Annotated in this window: 23 protein-coding genes; 11 read left to right on the forward strand and 12 right to left on the reverse strand. The window is 62.9% G+C overall.

Annotation, left to right across the window (positions count from 1 at the left end):
• Positions 1–59: 59 nt before the first annotated feature.
• Together NAT49_RS06905 and NAT49_RS06910 are read right to left on the reverse strand one after the other, a co-directional pair.
• The gene (locus NAT49_RS06905) at positions 60–2,366 is read right to left on the reverse strand and encodes an ATP-dependent DNA helicase (RefSeq protein WP_251592527.1); all 2,307 of its coding nucleotides are present in this window, start codon (positions 2,364–2,366) and stop codon (positions 60–62) included.
• The gene (locus tag NAT49_RS06910) at positions 2,363–4,006 is read right to left on the reverse strand and encodes a VRR-NUC domain-containing protein (RefSeq protein WP_251592528.1); all 1,644 of its coding nucleotides are present in this window, start codon (positions 4,004–4,006) and stop codon (positions 2,363–2,365) included. Before NAT49_RS06910 ends, NAT49_RS06905 begins: the two co-directional genes overlap by 4 nt.
• A 272-nt stretch (positions 4,007–4,278) precedes the next feature.
• Between NAT49_RS06910 and NAT49_RS06915 the strand changes: the two genes are divergently transcribed.
• A complete protein-coding gene (locus NAT49_RS06915) occupies positions 4,279–4,563 on the forward strand; it encodes a hypothetical protein (protein ID WP_251592530.1) in 285 nt (94 codons plus the stop codon).
• 18 nt (positions 4,564–4,581) lie between these two features.
• Here NAT49_RS06915 and NAT49_RS06920 read toward each other — a convergent pair whose 3' ends face one another.
• On the reverse strand, positions 4,582–4,968 hold the full coding sequence (locus tag NAT49_RS06920; protein WP_251592532.1) for a hypothetical protein: 387 nt from the start codon (positions 4,966–4,968) through the stop codon (positions 4,582–4,584).
• A 117-nt stretch (positions 4,969–5,085) separates the two neighbouring features.
• Between NAT49_RS06920 and NAT49_RS06925 the strand changes: the two genes are divergently transcribed.
• Positions 5,086–5,409 (forward strand): hypothetical protein, encoded by a 324-nt coding sequence (locus tag NAT49_RS06925; protein ID WP_251592533.1) that lies wholly within the window; start codon positions 5,086–5,088, stop codon positions 5,407–5,409.
• Positions 5,410–5,537: 128 nt separating this feature from the next.
• Here NAT49_RS06925 and NAT49_RS06930 read toward each other — a convergent pair whose 3' ends face one another.
• The 5 genes from NAT49_RS06930 to NAT49_RS06950 all read right to left on the reverse strand — a co-directional run bounded on the left by NAT49_RS06930 (position 5,538) and on the right by NAT49_RS06950 (position 10,587).
• Positions 5,538–6,830: an Nramp family divalent metal transporter gene (locus NAT49_RS06930; protein ID WP_251592534.1), complete on the reverse strand. Its 1,293-nt coding sequence runs from the start codon at positions 6,828–6,830 to the stop codon at positions 5,538–5,540.
• Between the two features lie 380 nt (positions 6,831–7,210).
• The gene (gene trmB / locus NAT49_RS06935; RefSeq protein ID WP_251592537.1) at positions 7,211–7,933 is read right to left on the reverse strand and encodes a tRNA (guanosine(46)-N7)-methyltransferase TrmB; all 723 of its coding nucleotides are present in this window, start codon (positions 7,931–7,933) and stop codon (positions 7,211–7,213) included.
• A 41-nt stretch (positions 7,934–7,974) separates the two neighbouring features.
• Positions 7,975–8,775, reverse strand: coding sequence for a thiazole synthase (locus NAT49_RS06940; RefSeq protein ID WP_285836056.1), 801 nt, complete (start codon positions 8,773–8,775; stop codon positions 7,975–7,977).
• 48 nt (positions 8,776–8,823) lie between these two features.
• Positions 8,824–9,024: a sulfur carrier protein ThiS gene (gene thiS / locus NAT49_RS06945; RefSeq protein ID WP_251592545.1), complete on the reverse strand. Its 201-nt coding sequence runs from the start codon at positions 9,022–9,024 to the stop codon at positions 8,824–8,826.
• 105 nt (positions 9,025–9,129) lie between these two features.
• A complete protein-coding gene (locus tag NAT49_RS06950; RefSeq protein ID WP_251592547.1) occupies positions 9,130–10,587 on the reverse strand; it encodes an alanine/glycine:cation symporter family protein in 1,458 nt (485 codons plus the stop codon).
• A 110-nt stretch (positions 10,588–10,697) separates the two neighbouring features.
• Here NAT49_RS06950 and NAT49_RS06955 point away from each other — a divergent pair, with 110 nt between their 5' ends.
• The 7 genes from NAT49_RS06955 (at position 10,698) to dinB (ending at position 15,686) form a co-directional block, all read left to right on the forward strand.
• Complete coding sequence (locus tag NAT49_RS06955; protein WP_251592548.1) at positions 10,698–11,084, forward strand: DUF423 domain-containing protein; 387 nt, start codon at positions 10,698–10,700, stop codon at positions 11,082–11,084.
• 88 nt (positions 11,085–11,172) lie between these two features.
• On the forward strand, positions 11,173–11,679 hold the full coding sequence (locus NAT49_RS06960) for a DUF421 domain-containing protein (protein ID WP_251592551.1): 507 nt from the start codon (positions 11,173–11,175) through the stop codon (positions 11,677–11,679).
• Positions 11,680–11,825: 146 nt separating this feature from the next.
• Complete coding sequence (locus NAT49_RS06965) at positions 11,826–12,794, forward strand: alpha/beta hydrolase (RefSeq protein ID WP_251592552.1); 969 nt, start codon at positions 11,826–11,828, stop codon at positions 12,792–12,794.
• A complete protein-coding gene (locus NAT49_RS06970; protein WP_251592554.1) occupies positions 12,791–13,291 on the forward strand; it encodes a hypothetical protein in 501 nt (166 codons plus the stop codon). The genes NAT49_RS06965 and NAT49_RS06970 overlap by 4 nt, the downstream gene beginning before the upstream one ends.
• A 60-nt stretch (positions 13,292–13,351) precedes the next feature.
• Positions 13,352–14,467, forward strand: a complete 1,116-nt coding sequence (locus NAT49_RS06975; RefSeq protein ID WP_251592562.1) for a pyridoxal phosphate-dependent aminotransferase — start codon at positions 13,352–13,354, stop codon at positions 14,465–14,467.
• Positions 14,468–14,471: 4 nt separating this feature from the next.
• Positions 14,472–14,642: a DUF1289 domain-containing protein gene (locus tag NAT49_RS06980; RefSeq protein WP_251592564.1), complete on the forward strand. Its 171-nt coding sequence runs from the start codon at positions 14,472–14,474 to the stop codon at positions 14,640–14,642.
• Positions 14,643–14,645: 3 nt separating this feature from the next.
• Positions 14,646–15,686, forward strand: a complete 1,041-nt coding sequence (dinB, locus tag NAT49_RS06985) for a DNA polymerase IV (RefSeq protein ID WP_309619113.1) — start codon at positions 14,646–14,648, stop codon at positions 15,684–15,686.
• Between the two features lie 6 nt (positions 15,687–15,692).
• Here dinB and msrQ read toward each other — a convergent pair whose 3' ends face one another.
• On the reverse strand, positions 15,693–16,316 hold the full coding sequence (msrQ, locus tag NAT49_RS06990) for a protein-methionine-sulfoxide reductase heme-binding subunit MsrQ (RefSeq protein ID WP_251592566.1): 624 nt from the start codon (positions 16,314–16,316) through the stop codon (positions 15,693–15,695).
• Positions 16,316–17,329: a protein-methionine-sulfoxide reductase catalytic subunit MsrP gene (gene msrP, locus NAT49_RS06995; RefSeq protein WP_251592568.1), complete on the reverse strand. Its 1,014-nt coding sequence runs from the start codon at positions 17,327–17,329 to the stop codon at positions 16,316–16,318. Before msrP ends, msrQ begins: the two co-directional genes overlap by 1 nt.
• A 292-nt stretch (positions 17,330–17,621) precedes the next feature.
• Between msrP and NAT49_RS07000 the strand changes: the two genes are divergently transcribed.
• A complete protein-coding gene (locus NAT49_RS07000; protein WP_251592572.1) occupies positions 17,622–18,281 on the forward strand; it encodes an HAD family hydrolase in 660 nt (219 codons plus the stop codon).
• Between the two features lie 103 nt (positions 18,282–18,384).
• On the forward strand, positions 18,385–19,107 hold the full coding sequence (locus tag NAT49_RS07005) for a DUF2076 domain-containing protein (RefSeq protein ID WP_251592574.1): 723 nt from the start codon (positions 18,385–18,387) through the stop codon (positions 19,105–19,107).
• 72 nt (positions 19,108–19,179) lie between these two features.
• Here NAT49_RS07005 and NAT49_RS07010 read toward each other — a convergent pair whose 3' ends face one another.
• Positions 19,180–20,643, reverse strand: a complete 1,464-nt coding sequence (locus NAT49_RS07010; RefSeq protein ID WP_251592576.1) for an alanine/glycine:cation symporter family protein — start codon at positions 20,641–20,643, stop codon at positions 19,180–19,182.
• 67 nt (positions 20,644–20,710) lie between these two features.
• On the reverse strand, positions 20,711–22,972 hold the full coding sequence (locus tag NAT49_RS07015) for a molybdopterin-dependent oxidoreductase (RefSeq protein WP_251592583.1): 2,262 nt from the start codon (positions 22,970–22,972) through the stop codon (positions 20,711–20,713).
• Positions 22,973–22,984: the final 12 nt, after the last annotated feature.

Below are 22,984 nucleotides of genomic sequence, written 5' to 3' on the forward strand. Positions count from 1 at the left end.
TCGGCCGGGTTCAACCTCGACACGGCGCCGCTCGCGGCGCCTTTTTTATCGCGACATACTCACGAAAACGACACCGACCACCACTCGGGCAGCAGCGCCTGCACGTCGGGCCGAGCAAACCGGTCGTCCATTAGATGAACCACGCCGGTATCCAGAGGGCCTCGAATGACGCGGCCTGCGGCCTGCACGACCCGGGTAAGCCCGGGATAGAGGTAGACGTCCTCATAGCCCTGACCACCCGTCTGACTGATCCGCTCACGCATGCGCTCATTGACGGCGTCGAACTGGGGCAGTCCAAGCGTTGCAATGAACGCCCCGATCAGCCGGTCCCCCGGCAGATCGACGCCTTCGGCAAAGGCGCCCCCCAGCACCGCAAAACCGATGCCCTGCCCGCCTGATTCGAACCGGGCCAGAAACTCGGTTCGCGCCGCCTCGCTCATGCCGGTATCCTGCGCCCATACCTCGAGCTCGGGGTCGAGTGACGTAAGCGCCGCCCGCGCCTGCTCCAAAAAGGCGTAGCTGCTGAAAAAGGCCAGATAGTTACCGGGGCGAGCGCGGTATTGATCGCGCATCAGTAGGGCGATGTCAGGCAGGGCCGCAGCCCGGTCGCGGTAGCGCGTCGAGAGGCGACGGTGAATAACGACCTCGAGCTGCTCACTCGAAAACGGCGAAGGCAGGCGCTGATAGGCGGCGTCGCGCTCAAGGCCAAGCAGCCGACGATAATAGGTTGATGGGCTGAGCGTTGCAGAAAACAGCACAGTGGACGCCGCGCTTGCGAACCGGGGCGCAAGCATCGGCGCCGGCACCACATTTCGAAGCGCCAACCGGCTGTCGACGCCCTGTCTTCGGCGGGCACCCGGCCGTACATCAAGCAGAAAATGCGCTTCGTCACTGACCTCGAGCACCCTCAAAAAATGCAGTACCTCGAAATAGCAGTCCAGTAGCGCGCTTTGAATCGGTATCGGCGCCTCGCCAAGCGTCTCGCTCATGATCGATACGAACCGCTTGAGTGCCCCTTCAAGCGGTTCCGGCACGGCCTCAAGCGTAACCGGGGCCTTGCTTGAGGCATCATCAAAACGCTCGGCATTGAGCGCTCGCCACGCCCGCTGAACCCGATCCAGTCCGCGCTGAACCGGCTTGGGCGCTTCGCGTCGAACCGAGCGAAGTCGGGTTTGATCGAGCTCGGCGCTGTACATGCCGCGAGCCCGCTCGATCAGGTTGTGCGCCTCATCCACCAACACCCCGACCTGCCATTTCTGCTCGCAGGCGAGCGCGAACAGCATCGCGCTGAAATCGAAGTAGTAGCTGACGTCCCCCACGATGACATCGCTCCAGCGCGCCATCTCCTGGCCCAGATAATACGGGCACACCTCGTGCGAACCCGCCAGGGCGCGAAGCGAGGGGCCATCGAGCCAGCCCATGTCTGCCGCCGCCTCGCGCGCTGCCGGAAGGCGATCGTAGAACCCGCGGGCCAATGGGCATGACTCACCATGACACGCCTTGTCCGGGTGCTCGCACGCCTTGCTTCGAGCGATCAGCTCGAGCACTCGCACCGGTGGCTGTGTGTTTGAGGCCAGCGCCTTGAGCCCGTCCAGGGCAAGCTGGCGCCCGGTGGTGCGCGCGGTCAGAAAGAACACCCGGTCGAGTGGCCGGTTGGGCATCGCTTTCAGCATCGGAAACAGCGTGCCAAGCGTCTTGCCGAGTCCGGTTGGCGCCTCGAGCAGCGCATGGCGCGACAGCATGACCGACTTGTACACCGATTCGGCCAGTGGCCGCTGGGCCGGGCGAAACTCGTCAAACGGGAACGCAAGCCTTGATAACGCCTCGTCGCGCCGCTTGCGGTGCTGTTGCTCACGACGTCCCCACTCAAGATAGCGCCCGCACAGCGCCGTAAGAAACGTCTCGAGTTCATCGCGGGTGGCGGTCTCAGATAGGCGGGTCTCGTCATCGGAGGTGATGTCGACATACACCAGCGCCAGCACGATGCGGGGAAGTGCACGCGCGCGGCAGAGCAGCGCGCCGTAGACTTGCGCCTGCGCCCAGTGCAGCGCGCGCTGGTTGGCCGGCTGCTGATCGAGCCGGCCGCGGTGGGTCTTGATTTCCTGCACCTCGGGGCCGTCAACGCCCTGCATATCCACGCCATCGCAGCGCCCGACCACTTCGAGTCCGTCGATCTCGGCCCGAAGCGTGACTTCCGCCTCGAACGAGTCAGGCCGTCGGCCCGCCACCCGCTGATGGCCGAGTATCCCCTCGAGCGCCGTGGGCGAGGGCGTAAACCGCAGGTCAATGTCGCCCGAGCGTGCCCCGAACGCACAGAGCGTTCGCACCCCGACACGAAGCGACGAAGGCCCGCCCGAGGCACTCATGACGTCGCCTCACAGGCGTCGTCCCAGACAACCTGACAGGCCACGACCGGCATGGCGTGGCGCTCGAACTCCCCAAGCCAGCGTTTTTGATTGTCCTGAAGCCGGTCCCCCGGGCCCTTGACCTCGATCAGCCGATAACTTTGACGCTCAAGATCAAACTGGATCAGATCGGGAAACCCGGCGCGATTGGCCTTCAGATCCTTGAGAAGGCGCGTGAACAGCGCGCGCAGATGCGCCGCCGGAATGCAGTCGAGCGCCTGCTCGAGAATATCGCGCGAAAGCCCCCAGACCACGAACGGCGACTGGCGCCCGGCTTTTGCCTTAAGCGTCTCAAGGATGTGCGTACGGTAGGTCCCGTCCTCGAGCCGGGCCAGCGCCCGCTCGAACACCTGCGCCCGCCGTGCGACGAACCCGGGGCGGTAAAGATCAGCCGGGCCTCGATGAAAGGGGTGAAAGAAGGCCCCCGGTACCGGCGCGAAGATCGCCTCCCAGCACAGCAGACCAAAGAGCGTCGTGAACAGCGCGTTTTCCACGTAATGCACCGGCGCGGTGGGCGTGGCAAGTGCCTCGGCCACGCCGAGCTCGACCTGGCTCGTTTTCGCAAGCGACAGCGTGATCCAGGAAACCGTCGGGGCCGCAATGGCTTCAACCGGCGCATACCCAAGCTTTCGGGCAAGCCGCGGCCGCACTCGGGCAAGCTGCTGCGCCTCGGCCTCGCTTTCGATCGCCTTAAGCGCCGCCTCGCACAGCGCCCAGGCGTCTTCCGGGTGTGATTTCTCGAGCAGGCGAATGCGGCGCATGCGGGCATCGAGCGCGCCGCTATGTTTAAACGCCACACGCGCGGTTTCGGTGTCCCGCCCGCGTTCGGCCTGGCGCCCAAGGGCGTACAGTAACCGGTCGCGCCGGGCCTCGAGCCAGGCGTTGTTTTCAGGGAGCGCCGGCACATCGGCCAGAAGATCTCGAGGTGCCTCGCCCTCCTCGAGCCGGTCACGAAGCGCGCTCAGCGCCATGTAAAGATCGATGTCCTCGGCCTGTTGAAACGGGCGTGCGCTGCCGGAAAGCTCGACCGGTTCGAACTGATTGATCCCAAGCTCGGCCAATACGAATTCCGACCAGGTTTGGCGCAGATTGCCGAAGAACATCAGCCGAAAACGCTCCAGAAGCGCCGTACAGGTCAGGCTTATCACCTCGTCATCGAGGACGTGCCAGGCGTGAATCGGCTGCTCGATGCCCTCGTAATGCACGGCAAGCGCCTCGACCATGAGGGCCTTGGCCTTGACGGGAAGGCCCGCGCGGCGGGCCAGAGCGGCCACGTCATCCTTCGAAAGAAGCCGCGCCAGGGCACGAATATCGAGCGGTGCGGCGTCGGTCACCCAGGGCGATGCCAAAAGCGGTGCGAGTGCCGCGCGGCTGTCGCCGATTTCCTCGTAGGCAAGCTTTTCGAGGCGAAAATGGTCGCCCTTTCGCATGGCCATGCGCACGAACAGCGCCTGCGACGGCGTCGGCCAGTGCGCAAAGTCCTGAATGAACGCCCGTTCGTCCGGGCGCAGCACATCGTCGTAGCGCGCGCTGAGCCAGTCGAGCACGAAGGTGAAATTGGCAAGGTAATAAAAGGGGTCATCGAGTACCGCGCGGGCCATGACACTCTCTATGATCAGGACGTTTTCTGTGATTAGGACGTTTTGTGTTTAGGACGCGTTGCGCTGGGCCGCCTTGTAGTTTGGGCACTCGTTGCCGGGAACGTCTCAGGCGGGGAACGCGTCGTACGGGATTAGATCAGGCCCCTGGAAGTAAAGGCGCTGCACGAGTGCCTGCCCGATGACAGTGCGCCGTTAGGTCGCTCCCCATCGTCGCCGCGGCGCGCGCGAATCTGATACATTAAGCCACCCGTTTCATCAACAGGATGACCGCCGTGAGCGACCAACCCTCCTCCCCGCGACAAAAGCGCGGCTGCCTGCTGCTGATGCTTGGCGCCATCGCCTTCATCGCCATCATCTACGCCATCTTGATCTTTCTGATCAAGAGCAACCAGACGCCCGAAAACCAGGCCCAGGAACGTCAGACCGTCGTTCGCTGCTTCGAGCGGCTCGAGACGCTTGAGGATTCGGCGCATCGTACCAAGGCCGAGGAAAACTGCCAGGAAATGGCCGAACAGTATCAGGATAAATACGACGCCTCCTATAAAGACGCCCCGTAACCGGGGCGTCGGATGGCGTCATCGGGGCAGCTGATCCTCGAGGTCGTCCTCGTCCTCGATCACAGGCTCAACGCCGCTTAGATCGTCATCGTCGCTGAAATCCAGCTCTTTGATGTGGCCTTCCAGACCTTCTTCGTCGGCGTCGGTCACCTCGAGCTCATTTTCGAGCTGGCGCTCCTTCTCGAGCAATCGCTCTTCATCGCGGTCGCGGTTGCCCTGCTCGGCAATCTCGGCCTCGTCTTCGAACTCCTGGGGAAGCTGTTCGGCGTCCTGGGTGTCGGCGGTGCCATTTTGCTCGAGGCTGATCTCATCCTCGAAGCGCTCGGTTTCATTGTCGGAGGCGGTGACGGGCGCGGTATAGGCGTCGTCATCTCGAGTCGGGCGAATGCCGTCATTGTCTGCCATGGAAATCTCCTTTTCCAGAATGCGAACGTTCAGGGCCCAGTGTAGAACACCTGGCACCAAACTGGACGGCGCGTCTCGATCGCGCCATGGTGTCGCTACACATTACGGAGGTTCACCATGATCTTTCGATACGTCAAAACGGGTTCGCTCGTGATGGCAGGTCTTGCAGGCTTGCTGCTGAGCCTCTCAAGCCCCGCCTATGACCAGAGCGATAACGGCGCCGACCGATTCGACACCAACAAGGCGCAGGCGCGGCGTGAGCTTCAGGAGCAGCGCCGCACGGTCGACCGTCAGGCGCGGGAGCTTCAGCGCGACCAGCGCCGAAGCGCGCGAAACCCCATGCATCACGACGTGATCGACCGCGATAATCGACAACGCGATCGCATTCAGCTCGAGCGCTCACGTGACACGCTCAGAGACCGTCAGAACGAGGCGCGCTGAGGCGTGTTCCTGAGATTCGTTGAGGAATAAAAAAACCCGCAGCCAGAGGCCGCGGGTAACGCACATAAAACATGACACTGGATTCAACGGCACTGCCGCCTGGAACTTGAGGCCAAGCCCTCTTCTTTTCAAAAAAGCGTCTGCTGCAGTAAAAACACGTTCAAGGCAATGATGAGTGCCGCGATCGCCCAGGCAAGCACCGTGGTCACCCGGTGATTGACCAGTGAGCCCATCACGGCCCTGTTCGAGCAGAACATCAAAAGCGGAATCAGGGCGAATGGAATCCCGAACGACAGCACCACCTGGCTCATGACCAGCGCGGTGGTCGGGTCGACCCCGGCCCCCAGAATCGCAAGCGCCGGCACCATCGTGATCAGCCGGCGAAGATACAGCGGGATCTGACGCTTGAGAAAGCCCTGCATGACCACCTGGCCGCTCATGGTGCCAACGGATGAGCTCGAAAAGCCGCTTGCCAGTAACCCGACGCCAAACAGAATGGCCGCAAGACTTCCGACCTGAACGTCAAGCTGTTCGAACGCGCCTTCAAGCGTGCTGACCGTGATGTCGGATCCGAAAAAGAGCCCCGCCGCCATCACAAGCATCGCGCCATTGATGAAGCCTGCAATGCCCATCGCGATCAAAATATCCACGAACTCGAAACGGAAGATGCGCCGACGCTCGGACTCGGTGCGCCCGACCACGCGGCGCTGAGTCAGCGCTGAATGCAGGTAGATCACATGCGGCATGACCGTGGCGCCAAGAATACCGGCAGCCAGCATGACGCTGTTGCCGTCCTCGAAGCGCGGGATCGTAAGGCCTGCCAGAAGCGCTGCGCCGTCCGGTCGGGCGATGACCACCTCGTAGGAAAACGCCACCACCACCACGCCGACCAGCGCCGTGATGCCCGCCTCGAGCGGCCTGAACCCGCGGCGCTGAAGTTCAAGTAGCCCGAACGAAAAAATGCCGGTAATGACCGCGGCCGGAAACAGGGGAATCCCAAACAGCAGATGAAGCCCCAGCGCACCGCCGATGAACTCGGCCAGATCGGTTGCGATGGCGATGATTTCGGCCTGTACCCACAGCCCGAACGTGACCAGGCGCGGAAAGCGCTCTCGACAGACTTCAGGTACGTTCTTGCCGGTGGCGATGCCGAGCTTGGCCGACATCGATTGAATCAGGATCGCCATCAGATTCGAGGCCAACACCACCCACAGCAGCAGATAGCCATAGGATGACCCGGCCTGAATGTTGGTCGCGAAATTGCCGGGGTCGATGTAGGCCACCGAGGCGATGAACGCCGGCCCCAAAAACGGCAGCAACCGCTTGAGACCGCGCTGATTGCCATCAAGTGCGGCCTGCGCTGCGCTGATCGCTGCGCCCTCTCCGGGCAGACGATCGGGCAGGGATGTCTCCGAACGCATGACTTCTGAGTGCCTCTGTCTATCTATACCTGAGTGTATAGTTTAAACCACGGTTAAAAAAACAAGTCTAACATCGCCCATTCGGAATAAAAAAGTCTGAGCGTCCATGCGGCTCAATCGCCGAGAAAGAGACGAAAAATCAAGGTGCTTATGGAGACAGGCGCTAACACAACGACACGTAATGCTACAAGTTATAGCTAGACACCGTGTTATTCTGAACTTGATGAGTAATGCACGCTCATCGCATTCTTTGCACAACCATTTTAGCCGCCTTCCCTGGCGGCTTTTTTATGCCTATACGTTGGGCTGCAAAGATGTCCGACCGGGAAAGCGCCCGCCGCGTGGCGTGACGCCTCGCTTACGCGCGCTCCCCGGGGCTATTACACCCTAAAGATCAGGTCAAACACCCCATGCCCGAGCCGTTCACCGCGCTGCTCGAACTTGGTCAACGGGCGAAACGCCGGGCGCGGCACGAAGCTCTCGCCGGGTGCAGCGGTGTTTTCAAAGCCCGGTGCCTCACTCATGACCTCGGCCATGTGCTCGGCATAGGGCGCCCAGTCGGTTGCCATATGGAAGGTGCCGCCGGATTTCAGCACCCGCGCGACCTTTTCAAGAAACGCCGGCTGCACGATGCGGCGCTTGTGGTGTTTCTTCTTGGGCCAGGGGTCTGGGAAGAACAACTGAAGCGTATCGATGCTGTTTTCCGGCAGGGCGTCATCAAGCACTTTAAGCGCGTCTTCTCGGTAGACCCGCAGGTTGGAAAGTCCAGCCTTGTCGGCTTCATCAAGCAGCTTGCCCACACCGGCCTGATGCACTTCGATGCCAATGAAATCCGTATTCGGGTTGGCCATGGCCTGCTCGAGCAGCGAGCCGCCCATACCAAAGCCGATCTCGACCACACGCGGCGCCTCGCGGCCGAACACGGCGTTTAGATCAAGCCGGCCGTGCTCGAGCGTCAGCCCAAGTCTTGGAAAGACCTCCTCGAATCCGCGAGCCTGAGCGGCGGTCATGCGCCCGCCCCGAAGCACATAGCTCTTGATTTCCCGACGGGGGGCATCGCCCTGCTCGGAAGACGAAGGGGTGGAATCCGTAGAATCGATCATGTCTGGCTCATTGCACGTTAAAAGAGTATTGGACGAGCGGCTTATTCAGTAATCAGGCCGCGTGTGGGCGATGATGCACGGGCTTCCTGACGCCGCGGCATCCGCTCGGCCAGATAGGCGTCACGGCCGGCCTCGACCGCACGCTTCATTGCACGCGCCATCAGTACCGGCTGTTTGGCGTGGGCGATCGCGGAATTCAAAAGCACGCCATCGCAACCAAGCTCCATGGCAAGCGCGGCGTCGGAGGCGGTGCCGATGCCGGCGTCGACCAGTACCGGCACGCGGGCGTGCTCGAGAATGAGCGCGAGCGTATCGGGGTTCAAAAGCCCCTGACCAGAGCCGATCAGCGACCCAAGCGGCATGATGGCGCTGGCGCCCATCGACTCAAGCTCCTGGGCAACGATCGGGTCGTCGCTGGTGTAGACCATGACGTCGAAGCCGTCATCGATCAGCGTGCGCGCCGCGCTCAGGGTTTCCATCACGTTGGGATACAGCGTTTTCTGGTCGCCGAGCACCTCGAGCTTGACCAGATTATGGCCATCGAGCAGTTCCCGGGCGAGCTGACAGGTACGCACCGCATCCCGCGCGTTGAAGCAGCCGGCGGTGTTGGGCAGGATCGTGTAGCGTGACGGCGAAATGACATCGAGCAAATTCGGCGCGTCCGGGTCCTGGCCCAGATTGGAGCGACGCACGGCGACCGTGACGACGTCGGCGCCACTTTCCTCGATGGCCGCGCGGGCCTCGTCGAAATCGCGGTATTTGCCGGTGCCGACCAGCAGGCGGGAAGAGAACGTACGTCCAGCCACGGTAAGCGGAACGTCCATCCGTTGCATGTCTGTCATTGCTGTCTCCATCAGAGAATAGAAGCTAAAGCGCGGAAGATGCGGCCATCAACCCCCGCCGATCGCGTGCACGATCTCGACGCGATCGTTGTCACTGAGTTCGGTTTCGGCGTGACGCGAGCGCGGCACGATCGTTTCATTGTGCTCGACCGCGATCCGCTTGCCGGCAAGACCAAGCCGTTCGACCAGCTCGGCGACCGTATTGATGTCATCGAACTGGCGCGACTCGCCATTGAGCAGCACGTGCATATCACTCTCCGTTAGGTCCCGGCCCGGATATTGGGCGCCCAAGTATACGAAAACAACAAGGGCGAGCACAGTGCTCGCCCTTGTCGACATCGTGGCAAAATGCGCTTACCAGATGTCTTTCTTGTAGTGACCCGCCAGCTGCTCGAGTGTCGTCGGATCGAACACCGGCTCGACCGTACCGGCCTTGCGCTGACGCTCGTAATCCTTGAGCACCGCAAACGCCACCGGCGCCAGCAGGATGATGGCAATCAGGTTGGTGGTTGCCATCAGGCCCATCGCGAAGTCAGCGAAGCTCCAGACGAAATCGAGGTTCGCGACTGAACCTGCCATGACCATGCCAAGTACGGCGACACGAAGCGCCATGATCGCGGCCTTCGGCTTACGCTTGAACAGATACCCGATGTTGATTTCACCATAGGCGTAGTTGCCGATGATCGAGGTGAATGCGAACAGGAGGATCGCGATGGCAATGAAGTAGGTACCGAAGGCACCCAGGTGATCGCTCATCGCCTGCTGGGTCAGCGTGATGCCCTCGATGTCCTGACCGCCACCGGCGCTGATCAGATCGCCATAGACGCCGGACAGCAGGATCACGACTGCCGTGCAGCTGCAGATCACCAGCGTATCGACGAACACACCGAACGACTGAACCAGACCCTGCGCCGCCGGGTGCTTGACCGTGGCCGTGGCTGCAACGTTCGGGGCCGAGCCCATGCCGGCCTCGTTGGAGAACAGGCCGCGCTTGATGCCGTTTTCCATCGCGATCTTGATGGTGTAGCCCACCGCACCGCCAACCGCCGGGCCGTAGCCGAACGCACTCTTGACGATCAGCGCGAGCATCGCAGGCACTTCGCTGATATTCATGGCAAGAATCAACAGCGCGATCAGCAGGTAAATGATCGCCATGACCGGTACGATCTTCTCGGCAGTACGGGCAACCGATTTAACCCCACCGAAGATGATCAGGGCGGTCAGCACCACCAACACAACGCCTGTGGCCCAGGTCGGAATGCTGAAGGCCTGTTCCATGCTCTGGGCAATGGTATTGGCCTGGGCGCCGTTGAAGGCAAGACCGTAGGCAATCAACAGAAAGACCGCGAAGATGACACTCATCCAGCGCTTGCCGAGTCCGCGCTCCATATAATAGGCCGGGCCACCACGGAACGACCCATCTTCATGAGGTTCCTTGTAGACCTGAGCGAGTGTGGACTCGATAAACGCCGTGGCAAGACCGACAAGCGCAGTCATCCACATCCAGAAGATCGCACCCGGACCACCGACCCACAGCGCGATCGCAACACCGGCCAGATTGCCGGTACCTACACGAGAGGCAAGCGAGGTCGCGAAGGCCTGAAAGGCGCTGATACCTTCACCGCTACTGCGACTTGAGAACGTGATACGCCCCATGTGCCCAAGCAACCTGAATTGCATGAACCGAGTGAATACCGTAAACAACAGTCCTGCGCCGAGCAGGAGGTAGATCAGAATATAGCTCCAGATAAAATTGCTGATCGGGTCCATGACCACATGGATCGCGGCCTCGATCTGTTGTAGGAATTCCATTAGTGAGGTGCTCCAGTGTTTACCTGCTTCATTCACTCTTAAAATGAGTAAATAACGGGTTTTATCTATCTTGTAGGGCGTAACTGAAAGTGCGCGGTGGAGAAGTGTACATGATGCGTGGAAAATTCGAACAGTTCGCAGTCTACATTAGCGGCTTCGTTGCCGTATCGGCGGGCGCGTTCGGCACTCACGGCCTAGAAGGCCAAATCAGCAACCGTCTGCTTCACGCCTGGGAAACCGGCGTTCACTACCAGATGTGGCATACACTTGCGATCATGGTCATGCTGATCCGGTATAGGACCACACCAACGCGGGCCTCCCTAGCGGCCATTCGATGCTGGCTGGCCGGCATTGCCCTGTTTTCAGGCTCGCTCTACGCCCTCGCACTCGGCGCCCCCCGCATGATCGGCCCAATCACGCCCATTGGCGGCGCGCTTTTATTGCTGGGCTGGCTGATCATGGCCGTCGCCACGCTGAGACCCGACCGCAACACATAGCACGGTGGATCGATGTTCAACTCTGACAATGCAGAGCGTGGCATCTAGGCTTTAACTTCCCTGGTTCCATCTGCCTGGATGTTTACTCATGCCTTCTGTGCTCAACACCATCGTTGTCGGCGTCGCGAGCTACCTCGCCCTCGTGGTTTTACTGCGCGTGTCGGGAAAGCGCACGCTGTCTAAATGGAACGCCTTCGATTTCGTCGCAACCATTGCGCTTGGGTCGACGCTTGCCACCGCGCTGACGTCTGCCGACGTCTCGCTGACTCAGGGCATCACCGCGTTTTTGGTGATCATCGGGCTTCAGTTCGCCATGACCTTCACCTCGGTGCGCTCGACGCGCTTCAAGAACCTGATCAAATCCACCCCGACACTTTTATTGCATGAAGGCCGCTACCTCGAAAACGCCCTTCAGCGCGAGCGGGTAGCCGAAGCCGAGGTGCGCGCCGCGATCCGCGCCAAGGGCGTCGCCGACATCGATCAGGTCTACGCCGTTGTGCTTGAAACCGATGGCAGCTTCAGCGTGATTCTCGAGCGCGGCACCAGCAATTCCGCCCTCGATGGTGTGACGCGAAACGCCCGTTCGCTCTCATGATGATGCCCAGCGTCACCCTGGGGATGCACCAAGCCGGCTCATGGGTCACCCGCCTTCGGCCGGCAAATCGAACAGTGTCCAAAAACCCATCAAAGGCGTTACACTAAGGGGATGGACATTCGATCAAGACGCAGCCCCAGGTCCCCATGACGCACTCACTGCCCGACTTCAGCCTGCTTTCACACTCAGGCCCGCCCGCGCCGGTCACGGACACGAGCGGGCTTTTGGGCGAGTACCTGGCGTATTACCGCCTGGACCGGCGTCTTCCCCTGACCGAAACCGTCTACAGCGGCGTGATCGACGCCGGCAGCTGGGCGCTCTGGACCCAGGTCTGGTGCCCGCCGGCGCCCCGGGGCACCGTGTTCGTGGTGCACGGCTACTTCGATCATCTGGGCCTCTACGGGCATCTGCTCGAGGCGCTTTTGCGCGCGAACTGGCAGGTCGTGCTCTGGGATCTACCCGGTCACGGGCTATCCAACGGTGACCGCGCCTCCATCGATACCTTTAACGACTACGTTGATTGTCTCAGAACGGTACGCCAGACGCTCGATGAGCAGGGGCTCGCCCCCGGGCCCTGGTGCGGCATCGGCCAAAGCACCGGCAGCGCGATTCTTGCAACCGACGCGCTGAGCGACCCGGAGACGCCCTGGCAATCCCTGTGCCTGCTGGCGCCGCTGGTCAGACCGCTTGGCTGGAATCAGTCCCGCTGGCTGCACTCGGCACTGAAACCGTTTGTCCGCACACTGAAGCGCAAGTTTCGCGCCAACAGCAACGACCAGCACTTTGCCCGTTTTCTCCACCATGACGACCCGCTGCAGCCGGCGTTCCTGTCGGTTTCCTGGGTCAGTGCGATGCGCCTTTGGATGGCGGATCTGAAAGCGCTGCCGCCCTCGCCCATGCCGACCCTGATTCTTCAGGGTAAGCAGGACCTGACCGTGGACTGGCAGTACAACCTGCCGATGCTCGAGCGAAAATTCCCCAACGCCCAGACCGTCTGCCACGATCACGCCCGCCACCATCTGGTCAATGAACTGCCGGACATCCGAACGCCGCTGTTCGACCGTCTGGTGCGGTTCATCGATGCACCGCCCACGGCGCAGGAAGCCGCCTCATGAGGCTGAGATGGCTGGTTCTTGTACTCGTGCTCACTGTCAGTGGCTGTTCGCTGTTCTCGTCTTCACCGACGTTTCGTGAACGCGACCCGTTGAACGGCCTCGGTCGCCAGGCCGCGCTCACGCTCGAAAGGACGCCCCTTTGGCAAAAAGGCGCCGCACAGCCGGTACTGGTGGTGCCCCCGACCACCATCGATCATCATTTCCCGACGCCTGTGGGCCACTTCAGAGACGCGCTGGCGCGGGCGCTTTTGGCCAAGAGCGAGACGCTTCAGGTCATCGCCTGGCCAGGCCCCGCGCCCAGGCCGACCCAGGCCAATCAGTGGCTGCTTGAAACCTCGCTCGAAGCCCGCGCCCCCCTGTCGCTTTCCGACCGGACGCTTTACCCTTACACCCTCACCATGCGGCTCTATCAAAGCGGTCAGGACGCCCCGGTCTGGCAGACCCGCTCGAGCGGCGCGTTCGACGAGCAGGCGCTGAATACCACCCGCCGCTACTGAGCCCAAAACGGTGACAGCGGTACCGCGCGCATTTCCCACGTTCCACGCTCAGGAGGCACCGTGTCCCGATTCGCGCCCCAGCTCGATGATGAGCACCCCAAAAACCCGTTTCCCGGCCTGAAGGCACTCGAGCGCCGGCTTGGGCGTACACTGCCCCACCAGCTTGGCTCCAACGAAGGCCTCGACATGCCCCACAACGCGCTCGCGGCCGTGCTCGGCGAGCGCGCCGCGCACCTGGCCCGGGCCTACGGCGACGCCGAGGCGTTCGAGCTACGAACGCGTCTGGCCGGTCGCCTTGATGTTGCCCTCGAGACGCTGGTGGTCGATGCCGGCGCCGACAGCCTGATGGCGCTTACGCTTCGCGCCTGCTGTGCCCCGGGCGATACCGTGGTAACAAGCGCTGGCACCTACCCGACGTTTGCCTATTTCGCCAGAGGCCACGGCTGCGCGCTCGAGGAGGTGCCCTATGGCCTCGAGGGCGGCGCTCTAATGCCGGACATCGACGCCTTGTGCGCGCGCGCGAATGCCTCAAACGCTCGGCTGGTCTATCTGGCCAACCCCGACAACCCGACCGGCGCACTGATCGAGGTCGAGCGCATTGAAGAACTGGCCCGACGGCTACCCGAGCAGTGCTGGCTGCTGCTCGATGAGGCCTACTTCGATTTCTGCGCCGAACGGATCGAAAGCCGACCCCTGCCGGGCGTGATCCGCCTTCGCACCTTCTCCAAGGCGCACGGTCTGGCCGGACTTCGCATCGGCTACGCCCTTGCCGAGCCCAAGACCGTGCGCGCGCTCAATGCGGTGCGCATTCATTACGCCGTCTCCTCGCTTGCCCTCGATGCGGCCACGACGCTTCTCGATCACGACGAGGAAGTGCAGACCCACATTCAGGACGTCATCGCTCGCCGTGAGCGCCTGAGCGCGAATCTTCGAGCGCACGGCGTGTCGGTACTGCCAAGCGTGACCAACTTCGTGACGATCGTGACCGACGATGCCGAGACCGCCACTGACGGGCAGCACGCGCTACTGGAGGCCGGCGTCATCGTTCATCGGCCCCCTCACCCAGCGCTTGGGCATCTTTTGCGCATCAGTGCCGTCGAGGACGCGCTGATGCCGGGCCGGCTCGACCCGCTGCTCGATGTACTCGCGCCCGGGCGCGGCGCGACCGAAGGCTGAGCGCATGGTCGAGTCGCCCTGTCGCAACCACTGCCAGCTGAACGACGAGCAGCTCTGCACCGGCTGCTATCGCCACATCGATGAGATCGTCGCCTGGGGCTCGCTCAGCGACGCGGACAAGGCTTGCGTACTTGCGCGCATACGCCGCCGCAAGGCCGAGCGTCCAGAGCACTAGCCCGTGAAGATCTTGCACGCCGATTGCGACTGCTTTTACGCCGCCGTTGAAATGCGGGACAACCCTGACCTGCTCGAGCGGCCGCTCGCCGTGGGCGGACGGCCCGAGCACCGAGGCGTGGTGGCCACCTGCAACTACCCGGCGCGTACCTTTGGGATTCATTCGGCAATGCCGATGGCGCAGGCGGTCAAGCGCTGCCCGGAGCTTGTGATTGTAAAGCCCGATTTCGACAAGTACCGCCAGGTCTCCCAACAGATTCAGGCGCTCTTTTTCGAGCTGACCGACAAGGTCGAGCCGCTGTCGCTCGATGAAGCGTACCTGGACGTCACCGACACGCCCCGCTTTCAGGGCAGCGCAACCTGGATGGCCCAGTGGCTCAAGCGCGAGGCGAACGCGCGCACTGGCATCACCGTGTCGGTGGGTGCGGCGCCCAACAAGTTTCTGGCAAAGATCGCAAGCGATTGGGAGAAACCGGACGGCCTGTTCGTCATTTCTCCCGAGGAGGCCGAGGCGTTCATCGAACGGCTGCCGGTCAGTAAGCTCCACGGGGTGGGCCCCGCCACACAGACCAAGCTCGAGCGGCTAAGCATCACCACCTGTCAGGAACTCAAGGCACTGGCGCTTCCAACGCTCATCGAGCAGTTCGGCAAGTTCGGCCACCGGCTTTACGAGCTGGCTCGCGGCATCGACCGCCGCGAGGTCAAGACCGAGCGCGAGCGCAAGTCGGTCAGTGTCGAAACCACCTTCGATCACGACCTGCCGGATATCGATGCCTGCCGCCGCGCGCTCCCCGCTCTGGTCGACAAGCTCGACGAACGCCTTGACCGACACGACCGACCAGCCACCAACAAGGTATTCGTGAAGGTGCGCTTCAACGACTTCAGCATCACCACGATTGAAACCGGCGGCCACGCGCCGGATCTTGCCACCTTTGAGGCTCTGCTCGGCGAGGCCTGGCAGCGAAAGGCCCGCCCGGTGCGGTTGCTGGGCGTCGGCGTCAGGCTGGTGCCGCCGCAGGAACTGATGCAGCTCGGACTGTTCTAGACTCGGCTAACGAAGCCGCAACCGTCGGCCAAGCGCAGGCAGGCGCCGCGAAAGCGCGTCAAGCCGCAAAAGCAGCAGCGCAGCCCCGGCAAGTGCATAGCCGGCCCACTCGGCCATGTCGGCGCGCACCACCCAGAAAAAATGCAGAAGAACCAGCAAGAGCACCCCATAAACCAGCGAATGCACTCGCTTCCAGCGCTTGCCAAGCCGGCGCATCGAGACGCGGTTGGAGGTCACGGCCATCACCAGAAGTCCTAAAAGCGCCAGGGCTCCGACGATGATGTAGGGCCTGCGCTGAATGTCGTCCCACAGCAGTGAGACATCGAGGCCCAGAATAAACAGCACATAGCTTGTCAGATGCAGCAGCGCATACGCGAAACACCAGAGCCCGAGCTGGCGCCGAATGGCGGTAAAGCCGCGCCAGCCGGTCAGCCGAGTCAAGGGGGTCAATGCAAGCGTCAAGAGCAGCAGCACCAGCGCACAGAGGCCGAACTTCAACAGGAGGTACTGGCCGGGCTCCGGGCCTGCATGGCCGAGCGCCACCTGCGCGCTCCAGTACCCTAGTGGTGAAAGCGCGGCGAAAAACACGAGCACTCGCCACAGGAGGATGAGTCTGGGAGAAGTCTGCATCAAAAGTGCTTCCGAAGGTCCATGCCCGCATACAGGTTCGCCACCTCGTCGTAGCCATTGAACAGACGAGTGTCGATGCGGTTGGGACTGAACAACGAGTTCGGCAGCCGCCGCTCGGTGGACTGGCTCCAGCGCGGGTGATCCACGTCCGGATTGACGTTGGCGTAAAAGCCATACTCGTTGGGCGCGATCTGTTGCCATGAGTTCATCGGCGCGTCCTTGACCAGCGAGATCCGAACGATCGATTTGATGCTCTTGAAGCCGTACTTCCACGGCACCACCAATCTGAGCGGCGCGCCGTTCTGATTTGGCAGCACTCGGCCGTAATTGCCCACCGCCAGAAACGCCAGCGGATGCATCGCCTCATCGAGTCGCAGCCCTTCGACATAGGGCCAGTCGATCAGACCGAAGCGCGAGCGCTGACCCGGCATTTCCTCGGGCCGTACCAGCGTTTCGAAACGCACATAACGGGCCTCGCTTTTCGGGTCGGCGCGTTTGATCACGTCCGCAAGCGGGATGCCGAGCCAGGGAATTACCATCGACCAGGCCTCGACACAGCGCAGCCGATAGATGCGCTCCTCGAGCTGACTCGGGCCGATCAGATCTTCCAGCGCAATCGCCCCCGGCGCATTGACGAGCCCATCGACCGTCACACTCCAGGGCGCTGTCGTGAGCTGTCCGGCGCGGGCCGCCGGGTCGTCCTTGTCGGTGCCGAACTCAAAGAAGTTGTTGTAGTGCGTTGCGTCCTCGAACGGCGTGGTCTTGTCTTTTGAGGGGTCTGCGGGCACCACCGCGTCCCACCGGGCATCGGCTTTCTTGGCGGCGAACCACTTGGGTGCATCGGCCTCGCCAACGCCCTCGTAGGGCGGTTTGGCCCACGCCGACGGCGCAAACGAGGCGGCAAGCCCCAGCCCGCCCAGCGTTCCCATGAACGCACGACGACTTCGGTAGATTGATTCCGGGGTAACGTCCGCTTCCGAGACATCGTGAGGACGGCGACGATAAATCAGCATGGCGCACTCCTTGTTGAAAACAGAACGCGTTGATGCGCCCTTTCGTTACAGACAGAAACAAAAGCACAAGGTTCCCCGCAGGGCCCTTCATTATTCATGGGTTGGCCATGGTTGTGCCCGGCCGCATGAACGCCTGCCACACTCATGAAGCCTGTGCCCTTGTGGCCTTCAGTGTGGTCGAACGCGCGCGTCTCGCCCACTGCCGCCTGGAAGACGTGCGCCGTGTCATGGCACTTGCCCCCGGGCCCGGCCATACTGAGCGCCTTACACACCGATTCCGAGCGAGAGGCCCATGGCTGATTACTGCTTGCTTTTTGACTGCGACGGCACCCTGGTCGACAGCGAACCGCTGCTGGCGGAGGTCTTGACGGAGACCTTCAATGCGCTGGGCTTTCCCTTTGTGCCCGAGGACTACATGACGCGCTATCGGGGCACCGCCTTCCCGACCATTCTGGCAACGCTTGAGGCCGAGCACGGCACGCTCTCCGACCCACGGCGTGACGCCGCCATGCCCGCCATGCGTGAACGGCTCTACGCGCGGATGGACGAGGGCGTGCCTCGCATCGACGGCATTTTCGAGGCCATCAAACAACTGCCCTACCCGATGGCGGTGGTCTCCAATGGGCCGCTCGAAAAAATCCAGCGCTCGATGGCGGCCTCCGGGCTTGGCGACTTCTTCGGCGAACACCTTTATTCGGCCTACGACGTCGGCCACCACAAGCCCGACCCTCGCCTTTACCAGCACGCCGCCAGGGCGATGGGATTTCCACCCGAGCGCGCCATCGTGATCGATGACGCTGCGGTCGGGGTAGACGCTGGGCTAATGGCCGGCATGCCGGTCATCCACATCAATCACTTCCCCGAGACCGAAACCACGCCCGAGGGCGCGACGGCGATCACGCACATGCGCGAACTGCCGGCGGCGATCGAGCGCCTGACCGCAGGCCGCTGACCACTGGCGAAAGCATTTTCGTATGAACGCCGGCGCCGTTTTCGCGTCCAAGCCTCAGAGTCAATGAATCAACATCACACGCATTCAGCACGTAGGGGAAAAGATGATGGAAAACGATGCCAACCGATTGATCGACGATATGTTCGGACGTCTTGAAAAAGCCGAGCGTCAAAGCGGCGAGCGCGACCAGGCGGCAGAGAGCCGCATTCGCGAGCACGTCACCAACCAGCCGGCCGCGCCCTACTACATGGCCCAGACCATCATAATGCAGGAGGCCACCCTCAAGCGGCTGAAAGCGCGGGTCGACGAGCTCGAAAAGAACCAGAGCCAGAGTCAGAGCGCGCCGGCAAGCGGCGGCTTTCTTGCCGGCCTGTTCGGAGGCGGCAGCGACAATAGCGCTCAAGCCGCCCAACGACCCGCCTCAAACCGAGGCGCTCGCCAGAGTGGCCCGTCGTCCGCCCCCGGCTGGGGCGCGCAAGGCACTCAGCCCGGTGGGATGGGGTCGCGCATGGGCCGAGGCGGCGGCAGCGGGTTTCTGAGCGGCGCGCTTCAAACCGCCGCCGGGGTCGCCGGTGGTGTCATGCTTGGCAACCTGATGATGGACATGTTCGATCAGGACCATCCCGAGGAGATCGTCGAATCCATCGATGACACTCCGGACGCCGCCGACAGCGGCGCAGGCGATGGCGGCATGGCGCCTGCGGACATGGACACCAGTGACATGAAGGACCCAGGTCAGGATGGCGGCTTGCAGGATACCGGCTTCGACGACGGCGATATGGGCGGCGGCTTCGATGATTTCGGCGACGGATTCGACGAGCTTTAAACGCAACCGGCCCTAAACCGATCACGCCGCCTCGAACCTATCGAGGCGGCGTTTTTCATCCTGCCGGCGTCGTCACGACTCTGGCCACACGTCCTTGTCGATTCCCCCCTGACGCTTGAGTGCGGTCGGTGAAAAGACGGGCTCACGCACCCCGTCGCGGCGCTGGCGCTCGTAATCGTTAAGCACTCTCAGCGCTGTCGGCGCAAGCAGCACGATCGCAATCAGGTTGATGGTCGCCATCAGCCCCATCGCCAGATCGGCGAAATGCCAGATGAAGTCGAGTGAGGCCACCGCGCCGACCATCACCATTGAAAGCACCACCACCCGAAGGATCTGATCGGCCAGGCGTTTGTGGTTCGGAAACAGGTACTCGATGTTGATCGAGGAATAGGCGTAATCGGCAAGGATCGAGGTAAACGCGAACAGAAAGATCGCGACCGCGATAAACCAGGTGCCAAAGCTTCCCAGGTGATCGCTCATGGCGTCCTGAGTCAGCTGAATGCCCTGAATATCGGCCCCGGGCGAGCCTGCCATCAACGTCTGGTACACCCCGGACAGCAAGATCACCACCGCCGTGCACGTGCAGATGATCAGGGTATCGCACACCACGCCAAACGACTGCACCAACCCCTGCGCCGCCGGGTGCTTGACCGAGGCGGTTGCGGCCGCGTTCGGGGCCGAGCCCATGCCGGCCTCGTTGGAGAAAAGCCCGCGCTTGACGCCATTTTCCATCGCGGTCTTGATCGCAAACCCCGCCGCGCCGCCAACCGCCGGCCCGAAGCCAAAGGCGCTCTTGACGATCAACGCAAGCATCGCGGGCACCTCGGTGACGTTGACGGCCAGGATATAAAGCGCCACCAGCAGGTACGCCACCGCCATCAACGGCACGATTTTCTCCGCCGCCCGCGCAACCGAGCGTACGCCGCCGTAAATGATCAGTGCGGTCAAGGCGACCAGCACAAGCCCGGTCACCCAGTCGGGAATCGAAAACGCGCTGTCCAGCGCCCGAGCGATGGTGTTGGACTGCGCCCCGCAAAACGCAAGGCCAAAGGCGATGATCAAAAAGACCGCAAACACACACCCAAGCCAGCGCTGCCCCAGCCCGCGTTCGATGTAGTAGGCAGGGCCCCCGCGAAAGGCGCCGTCCTGGTGACGGGACTTGTACACCTGACCGAGCGTCGATTCGACGAACGCCGTGACAAGCCCCACGAGCGCCGTCACCCACATCCAGAAAATTGCCCCGGGCCCACCGACCCAAAGCGCCAGCGCCACGCCGGCCAGATTGCCGGTACCAACACGGCCGGCAAGCGAGGTGGAAAACGCCTGAAACGCGCTCACCCCCTCACCGCTGCCTTGTCGGGTAAAGGTCACGCGCGCCATGTGGGTTAAAAGCCGAAACTGCATGCCGCGGGTCATGAGCGTGAACAGCACCCCCACGCCCAGCAGCAGATACACCAGAATGAATGACCAGATGAAATTGCTGATCGGGTCGGCCAGTGCGTTGAAGCCCCGCTCGAGGTCAAAGAGCCACTCCATGAACCTGCTCCTTACATTGTCTTATTGTTGTGATACCGCCTGCGCGGTGGGTCGAACCTCATTCAGCCTAGTCGATATGGCGCGCCGGGCGCGCAGCGCCCTCGTTTGCGGTGGCAGCGACCACCTCAATCAGGCAACTGTTGGCGCCACAACCCCAGGAGAGCGTCGAGCTCGGGCGGTCCGCGGTCAGAACGTTGGGGTTGCCGGCGCACTCGAGCGGCGAACCGTTCGATGCAAAAAGGCCCGGGGCGTATTCAAGCCACGCCCCGGTCGGAAGCACGGCCACCCCGGCCATGAGCGTGTCTGATACCGAGAGCCCGGCCAGGCACGCGCCGCGATCATTGAAGAGCTTGACGGTCTGGCCAGGGCGCAGGCCCCGCGCATCGGCATCATGACATGAAAGGGTCACGGCCTCACGCCCCTCGATCTTGTGCGCCGCGCTCTCGCCGACCGGATCCCCCTGACTGTGCAGCCGATGATGCGGCTGCGGTGACAGCAAATGCAGTGGAAAGCGGCGGGCGAGCGCGCCACCAAGCCACTCCTCCGGCGCCTGCCAGCGCGGGTGCGGGCCGCAGTCGATGCAGCCAAAGCCCTCGATCGCCTGACTGAATAGTTCGATTCGGCCCGACGGCGTCGAGAGCGGCGCACGCTCGGGCGCGTCGATGAACGCCTTGAGCGGCACCGTGAGACGCTCGGGCTCGGCGGCTGTCAGCGACACCGCGCCGTGTGCCTTGAACGTCTCGAACGAGGGAAGCTCCGGGTGGCGGGCCCGATAACCGCCGTAAAGCCGCTCGAGCCAGGCCTCGACCGTCAAGCCGTCCGTGAAGGCCGCTGCCTTGCCGCCGTGCGCGGCGATGGCAGTACAGATGGCGTGGTCGGTACGCGCCTGCCCGCGGGGTTCATGCAGCGCGCTCGAATAGACCAGATGGCGATCGAACGATGAGCCTGCGATGTCGGCGCGCTCAGAAGGCAGCGTAACCGGCAGCACGATGTCGGCGCGCGTTGCCGTCGCGCTCCAGACCGGCTCATGCACGATCACGGTCTCCGGGCGCTGCCAGAGCCTATGAAGGCGGTTCAGATCCTGATGATGGTGAAACGGATTGCCGCCCGCCCAGTAGACCAGCTTGATCTCGGGCAGGGGCTGCGTCTCGCCGTTGAACACAAGCGCCTCGCCGGGGCGGGCAAGCATCTCGCCAAGGGCGGCCACCGGTATCGCCTTCGTGACCGGGTTATGGCCCTGCGGTACGCCCGGCGCGGCCATCGCCGGGCCGCCCAGACCGACCGAATTGACCGAGCCCAGCCCGAAGGCCACGCCACCGCCGGGCACGCCGATCGCCCCCAGGTGCGAGGCCAGCGCGATGGCCGCCCAATAGGGCTGCTCGGCGAAGCGGGTGCGCTGAAGCGACCAGGACAGCGCAACCAGCGGGCGCGTGGCACGGGCAAGCCGCTCGGCCAGCCACTCGATCCGCGCCCTGGGCACGCCGGTAATGGCCTCGGCCCACGCTGCGGTCTTGGGGACACCGTCATCGCGGCCTTCAAGATACCGGGCGAGCGCGTCACCTCCGACACAGAATCGGTCCACGAACGCACGATCAGCCCGGCCATGGTCAATCAGCCACGTGCACAGTGCGAGCAACAGCGCCGCATCGGTGGTCGGGCGAATCGGGACATGGTGAACGTTTGGAAAGTCGGGCGCGTCAGCAGCGTCCGGCGAGATTACGATCAAGGTCATGCCGCGCCGGCAGGCCCGCGCCAGGGCATCTCTGGCCTCATGGCTCAGTACGCCGCCGGCGTCGCAGCGGGTGTTGCCCGCGCGAAAGCCGCCGAACGCCACCATCAGATCCGTGTGACGCTCGATGTGCGCCCACGCCGGGGCGCAGGCGTTGGTGCCGCCATACTCCTGACCCAGTACGTGCGGCACGATGACGGCGCCGGCACCGTAGCTGTAGGTGTGTTTCGAGCCGGTAAAGCCCCCGTACAGATTCAAAAGCCGCTTGAGCTGGCTCTGGGCGTGATGAAACCGCCCGGCGCTGCCCCAGCCGTAACTGCCTGCGTAGATCGCCTCGTTGCCGTGCGTCGTTGACACCCGCGTCAACTCATCGTGCACCAGACGCGTCGCCGCCGCCCAGCTGACCGGCTCGAACCGGTCCTCACCGCGCCGAGCGCCGCGATCCCCTTCGCGCCAGCCGACCCGCACCATCGGCGAGCTCACTCGAGCGCCATGCGCCTGAAGCGCGAGCATCGCCTCGGGGAGCGGATTGGGATTGGAATCAGACGGGTAAGGCTCTGGACCGCGGTCGATGTCGGCAAGGGTGCCCATGTGGGTCATGACGAGGGGCGT

The sequence above is a fragment of the Larsenimonas suaedae genome, assembly GCF_023712105.1.
Lineage (GTDB): Bacteria > Pseudomonadota > Gammaproteobacteria > Pseudomonadales > Halomonadaceae > Larsenimonas > Larsenimonas suaedae.

Excerpts from the sequence above, each read along its gene's own strand:
- thiS (WP_251592545.1), bottom strand. The coding sequence starts at position 9,024 with ATGCACGTGCTGCTCAATGGCGAGTCGCGCCAGTTCGATGACATCAAT.
- NAT49_RS07005 (WP_251592574.1), top strand. The coding sequence starts at position 18,385 with ATGATGGAAAACGATGCCAACCGATTGATCGACGATATGTTCGGACGT.
- NAT49_RS06925 (WP_251592533.1), top strand. The coding sequence starts at position 5,086 with ATGATCTTTCGATACGTCAAAACGGGTTCGCTCGTGATGGCAGGTCTT.
- msrQ (WP_251592566.1), bottom strand. The coding sequence starts at position 16,316 with ATGCAGACTTCTCCCAGACTCATCCTCCTGTGGCGAGTGCTCGTGTTT.
- trmB (WP_251592537.1), bottom strand. The coding sequence starts at position 7,933 with ATGATCGATTCTACGGATTCCACCCCTTCGTCTTCCGAGCAGGGCGAT.
- NAT49_RS06950 (WP_251592547.1), bottom strand. The coding sequence starts at position 10,587 with ATGGAATTCCTACAACAGATCGAGGCCGCGATCCATGTGGTCATGGAC.
- NAT49_RS07015 (WP_251592583.1), bottom strand. The coding sequence starts at position 22,972 with ATGACCCACATGGGCACCCTTGCCGACATCGACCGCGGTCCAGAGCCT.
- NAT49_RS06910 (WP_251592528.1), bottom strand. The coding sequence starts at position 4,006 with ATGGCCCGCGCGGTACTCGATGACCCCTTTTATTACCTTGCCAATTTC.
- NAT49_RS06970 (WP_251592554.1), top strand. The coding sequence starts at position 12,791 with ATGAGGCTGAGATGGCTGGTTCTTGTACTCGTGCTCACTGTCAGTGGC.
- NAT49_RS06980 (WP_251592564.1), top strand. The coding sequence starts at position 14,472 with ATGGTCGAGTCGCCCTGTCGCAACCACTGCCAGCTGAACGACGAGCAG.
- msrP (WP_251592568.1), bottom strand. The coding sequence starts at position 17,329 with ATGCTGATTTATCGTCGCCGTCCTCACGATGTCTCGGAAGCGGACGTT.
- NAT49_RS06905 (WP_251592527.1), bottom strand. The coding sequence starts at position 2,366 with ATGAGTGCCTCGGGCGGGCCTTCGTCGCTTCGTGTCGGGGTGCGAACG.
- NAT49_RS06920 (WP_251592532.1), bottom strand. The coding sequence starts at position 4,968 with ATGGCAGACAATGACGGCATTCGCCCGACTCGAGATGACGACGCCTAT.
- NAT49_RS06960 (WP_251592551.1), top strand. The coding sequence starts at position 11,173 with ATGCCTTCTGTGCTCAACACCATCGTTGTCGGCGTCGCGAGCTACCTC.
- NAT49_RS07010 (WP_251592576.1), bottom strand. The coding sequence starts at position 20,643 with ATGGAGTGGCTCTTTGACCTCGAGCGGGGCTTCAACGCACTGGCCGAC.
- NAT49_RS06940 (WP_285836056.1), bottom strand. The coding sequence starts at position 8,775 with ATGACAGACATGCAACGGATGGACGTTCCGCTTACCGTGGCTGGACGT.
- NAT49_RS06930 (WP_251592534.1), bottom strand. The coding sequence starts at position 6,830 with ATGCGTTCGGAGACATCCCTGCCCGATCGTCTGCCCGGAGAGGGCGCA.
- NAT49_RS07000 (WP_251592572.1), top strand. The coding sequence starts at position 17,622 with ATGGCTGATTACTGCTTGCTTTTTGACTGCGACGGCACCCTGGTCGAC.
- NAT49_RS06955 (WP_251592548.1), top strand. The coding sequence starts at position 10,698 with ATGATGCGTGGAAAATTCGAACAGTTCGCAGTCTACATTAGCGGCTTC.
- NAT49_RS06965 (WP_251592552.1), top strand. The coding sequence starts at position 11,826 with ATGACGCACTCACTGCCCGACTTCAGCCTGCTTTCACACTCAGGCCCG.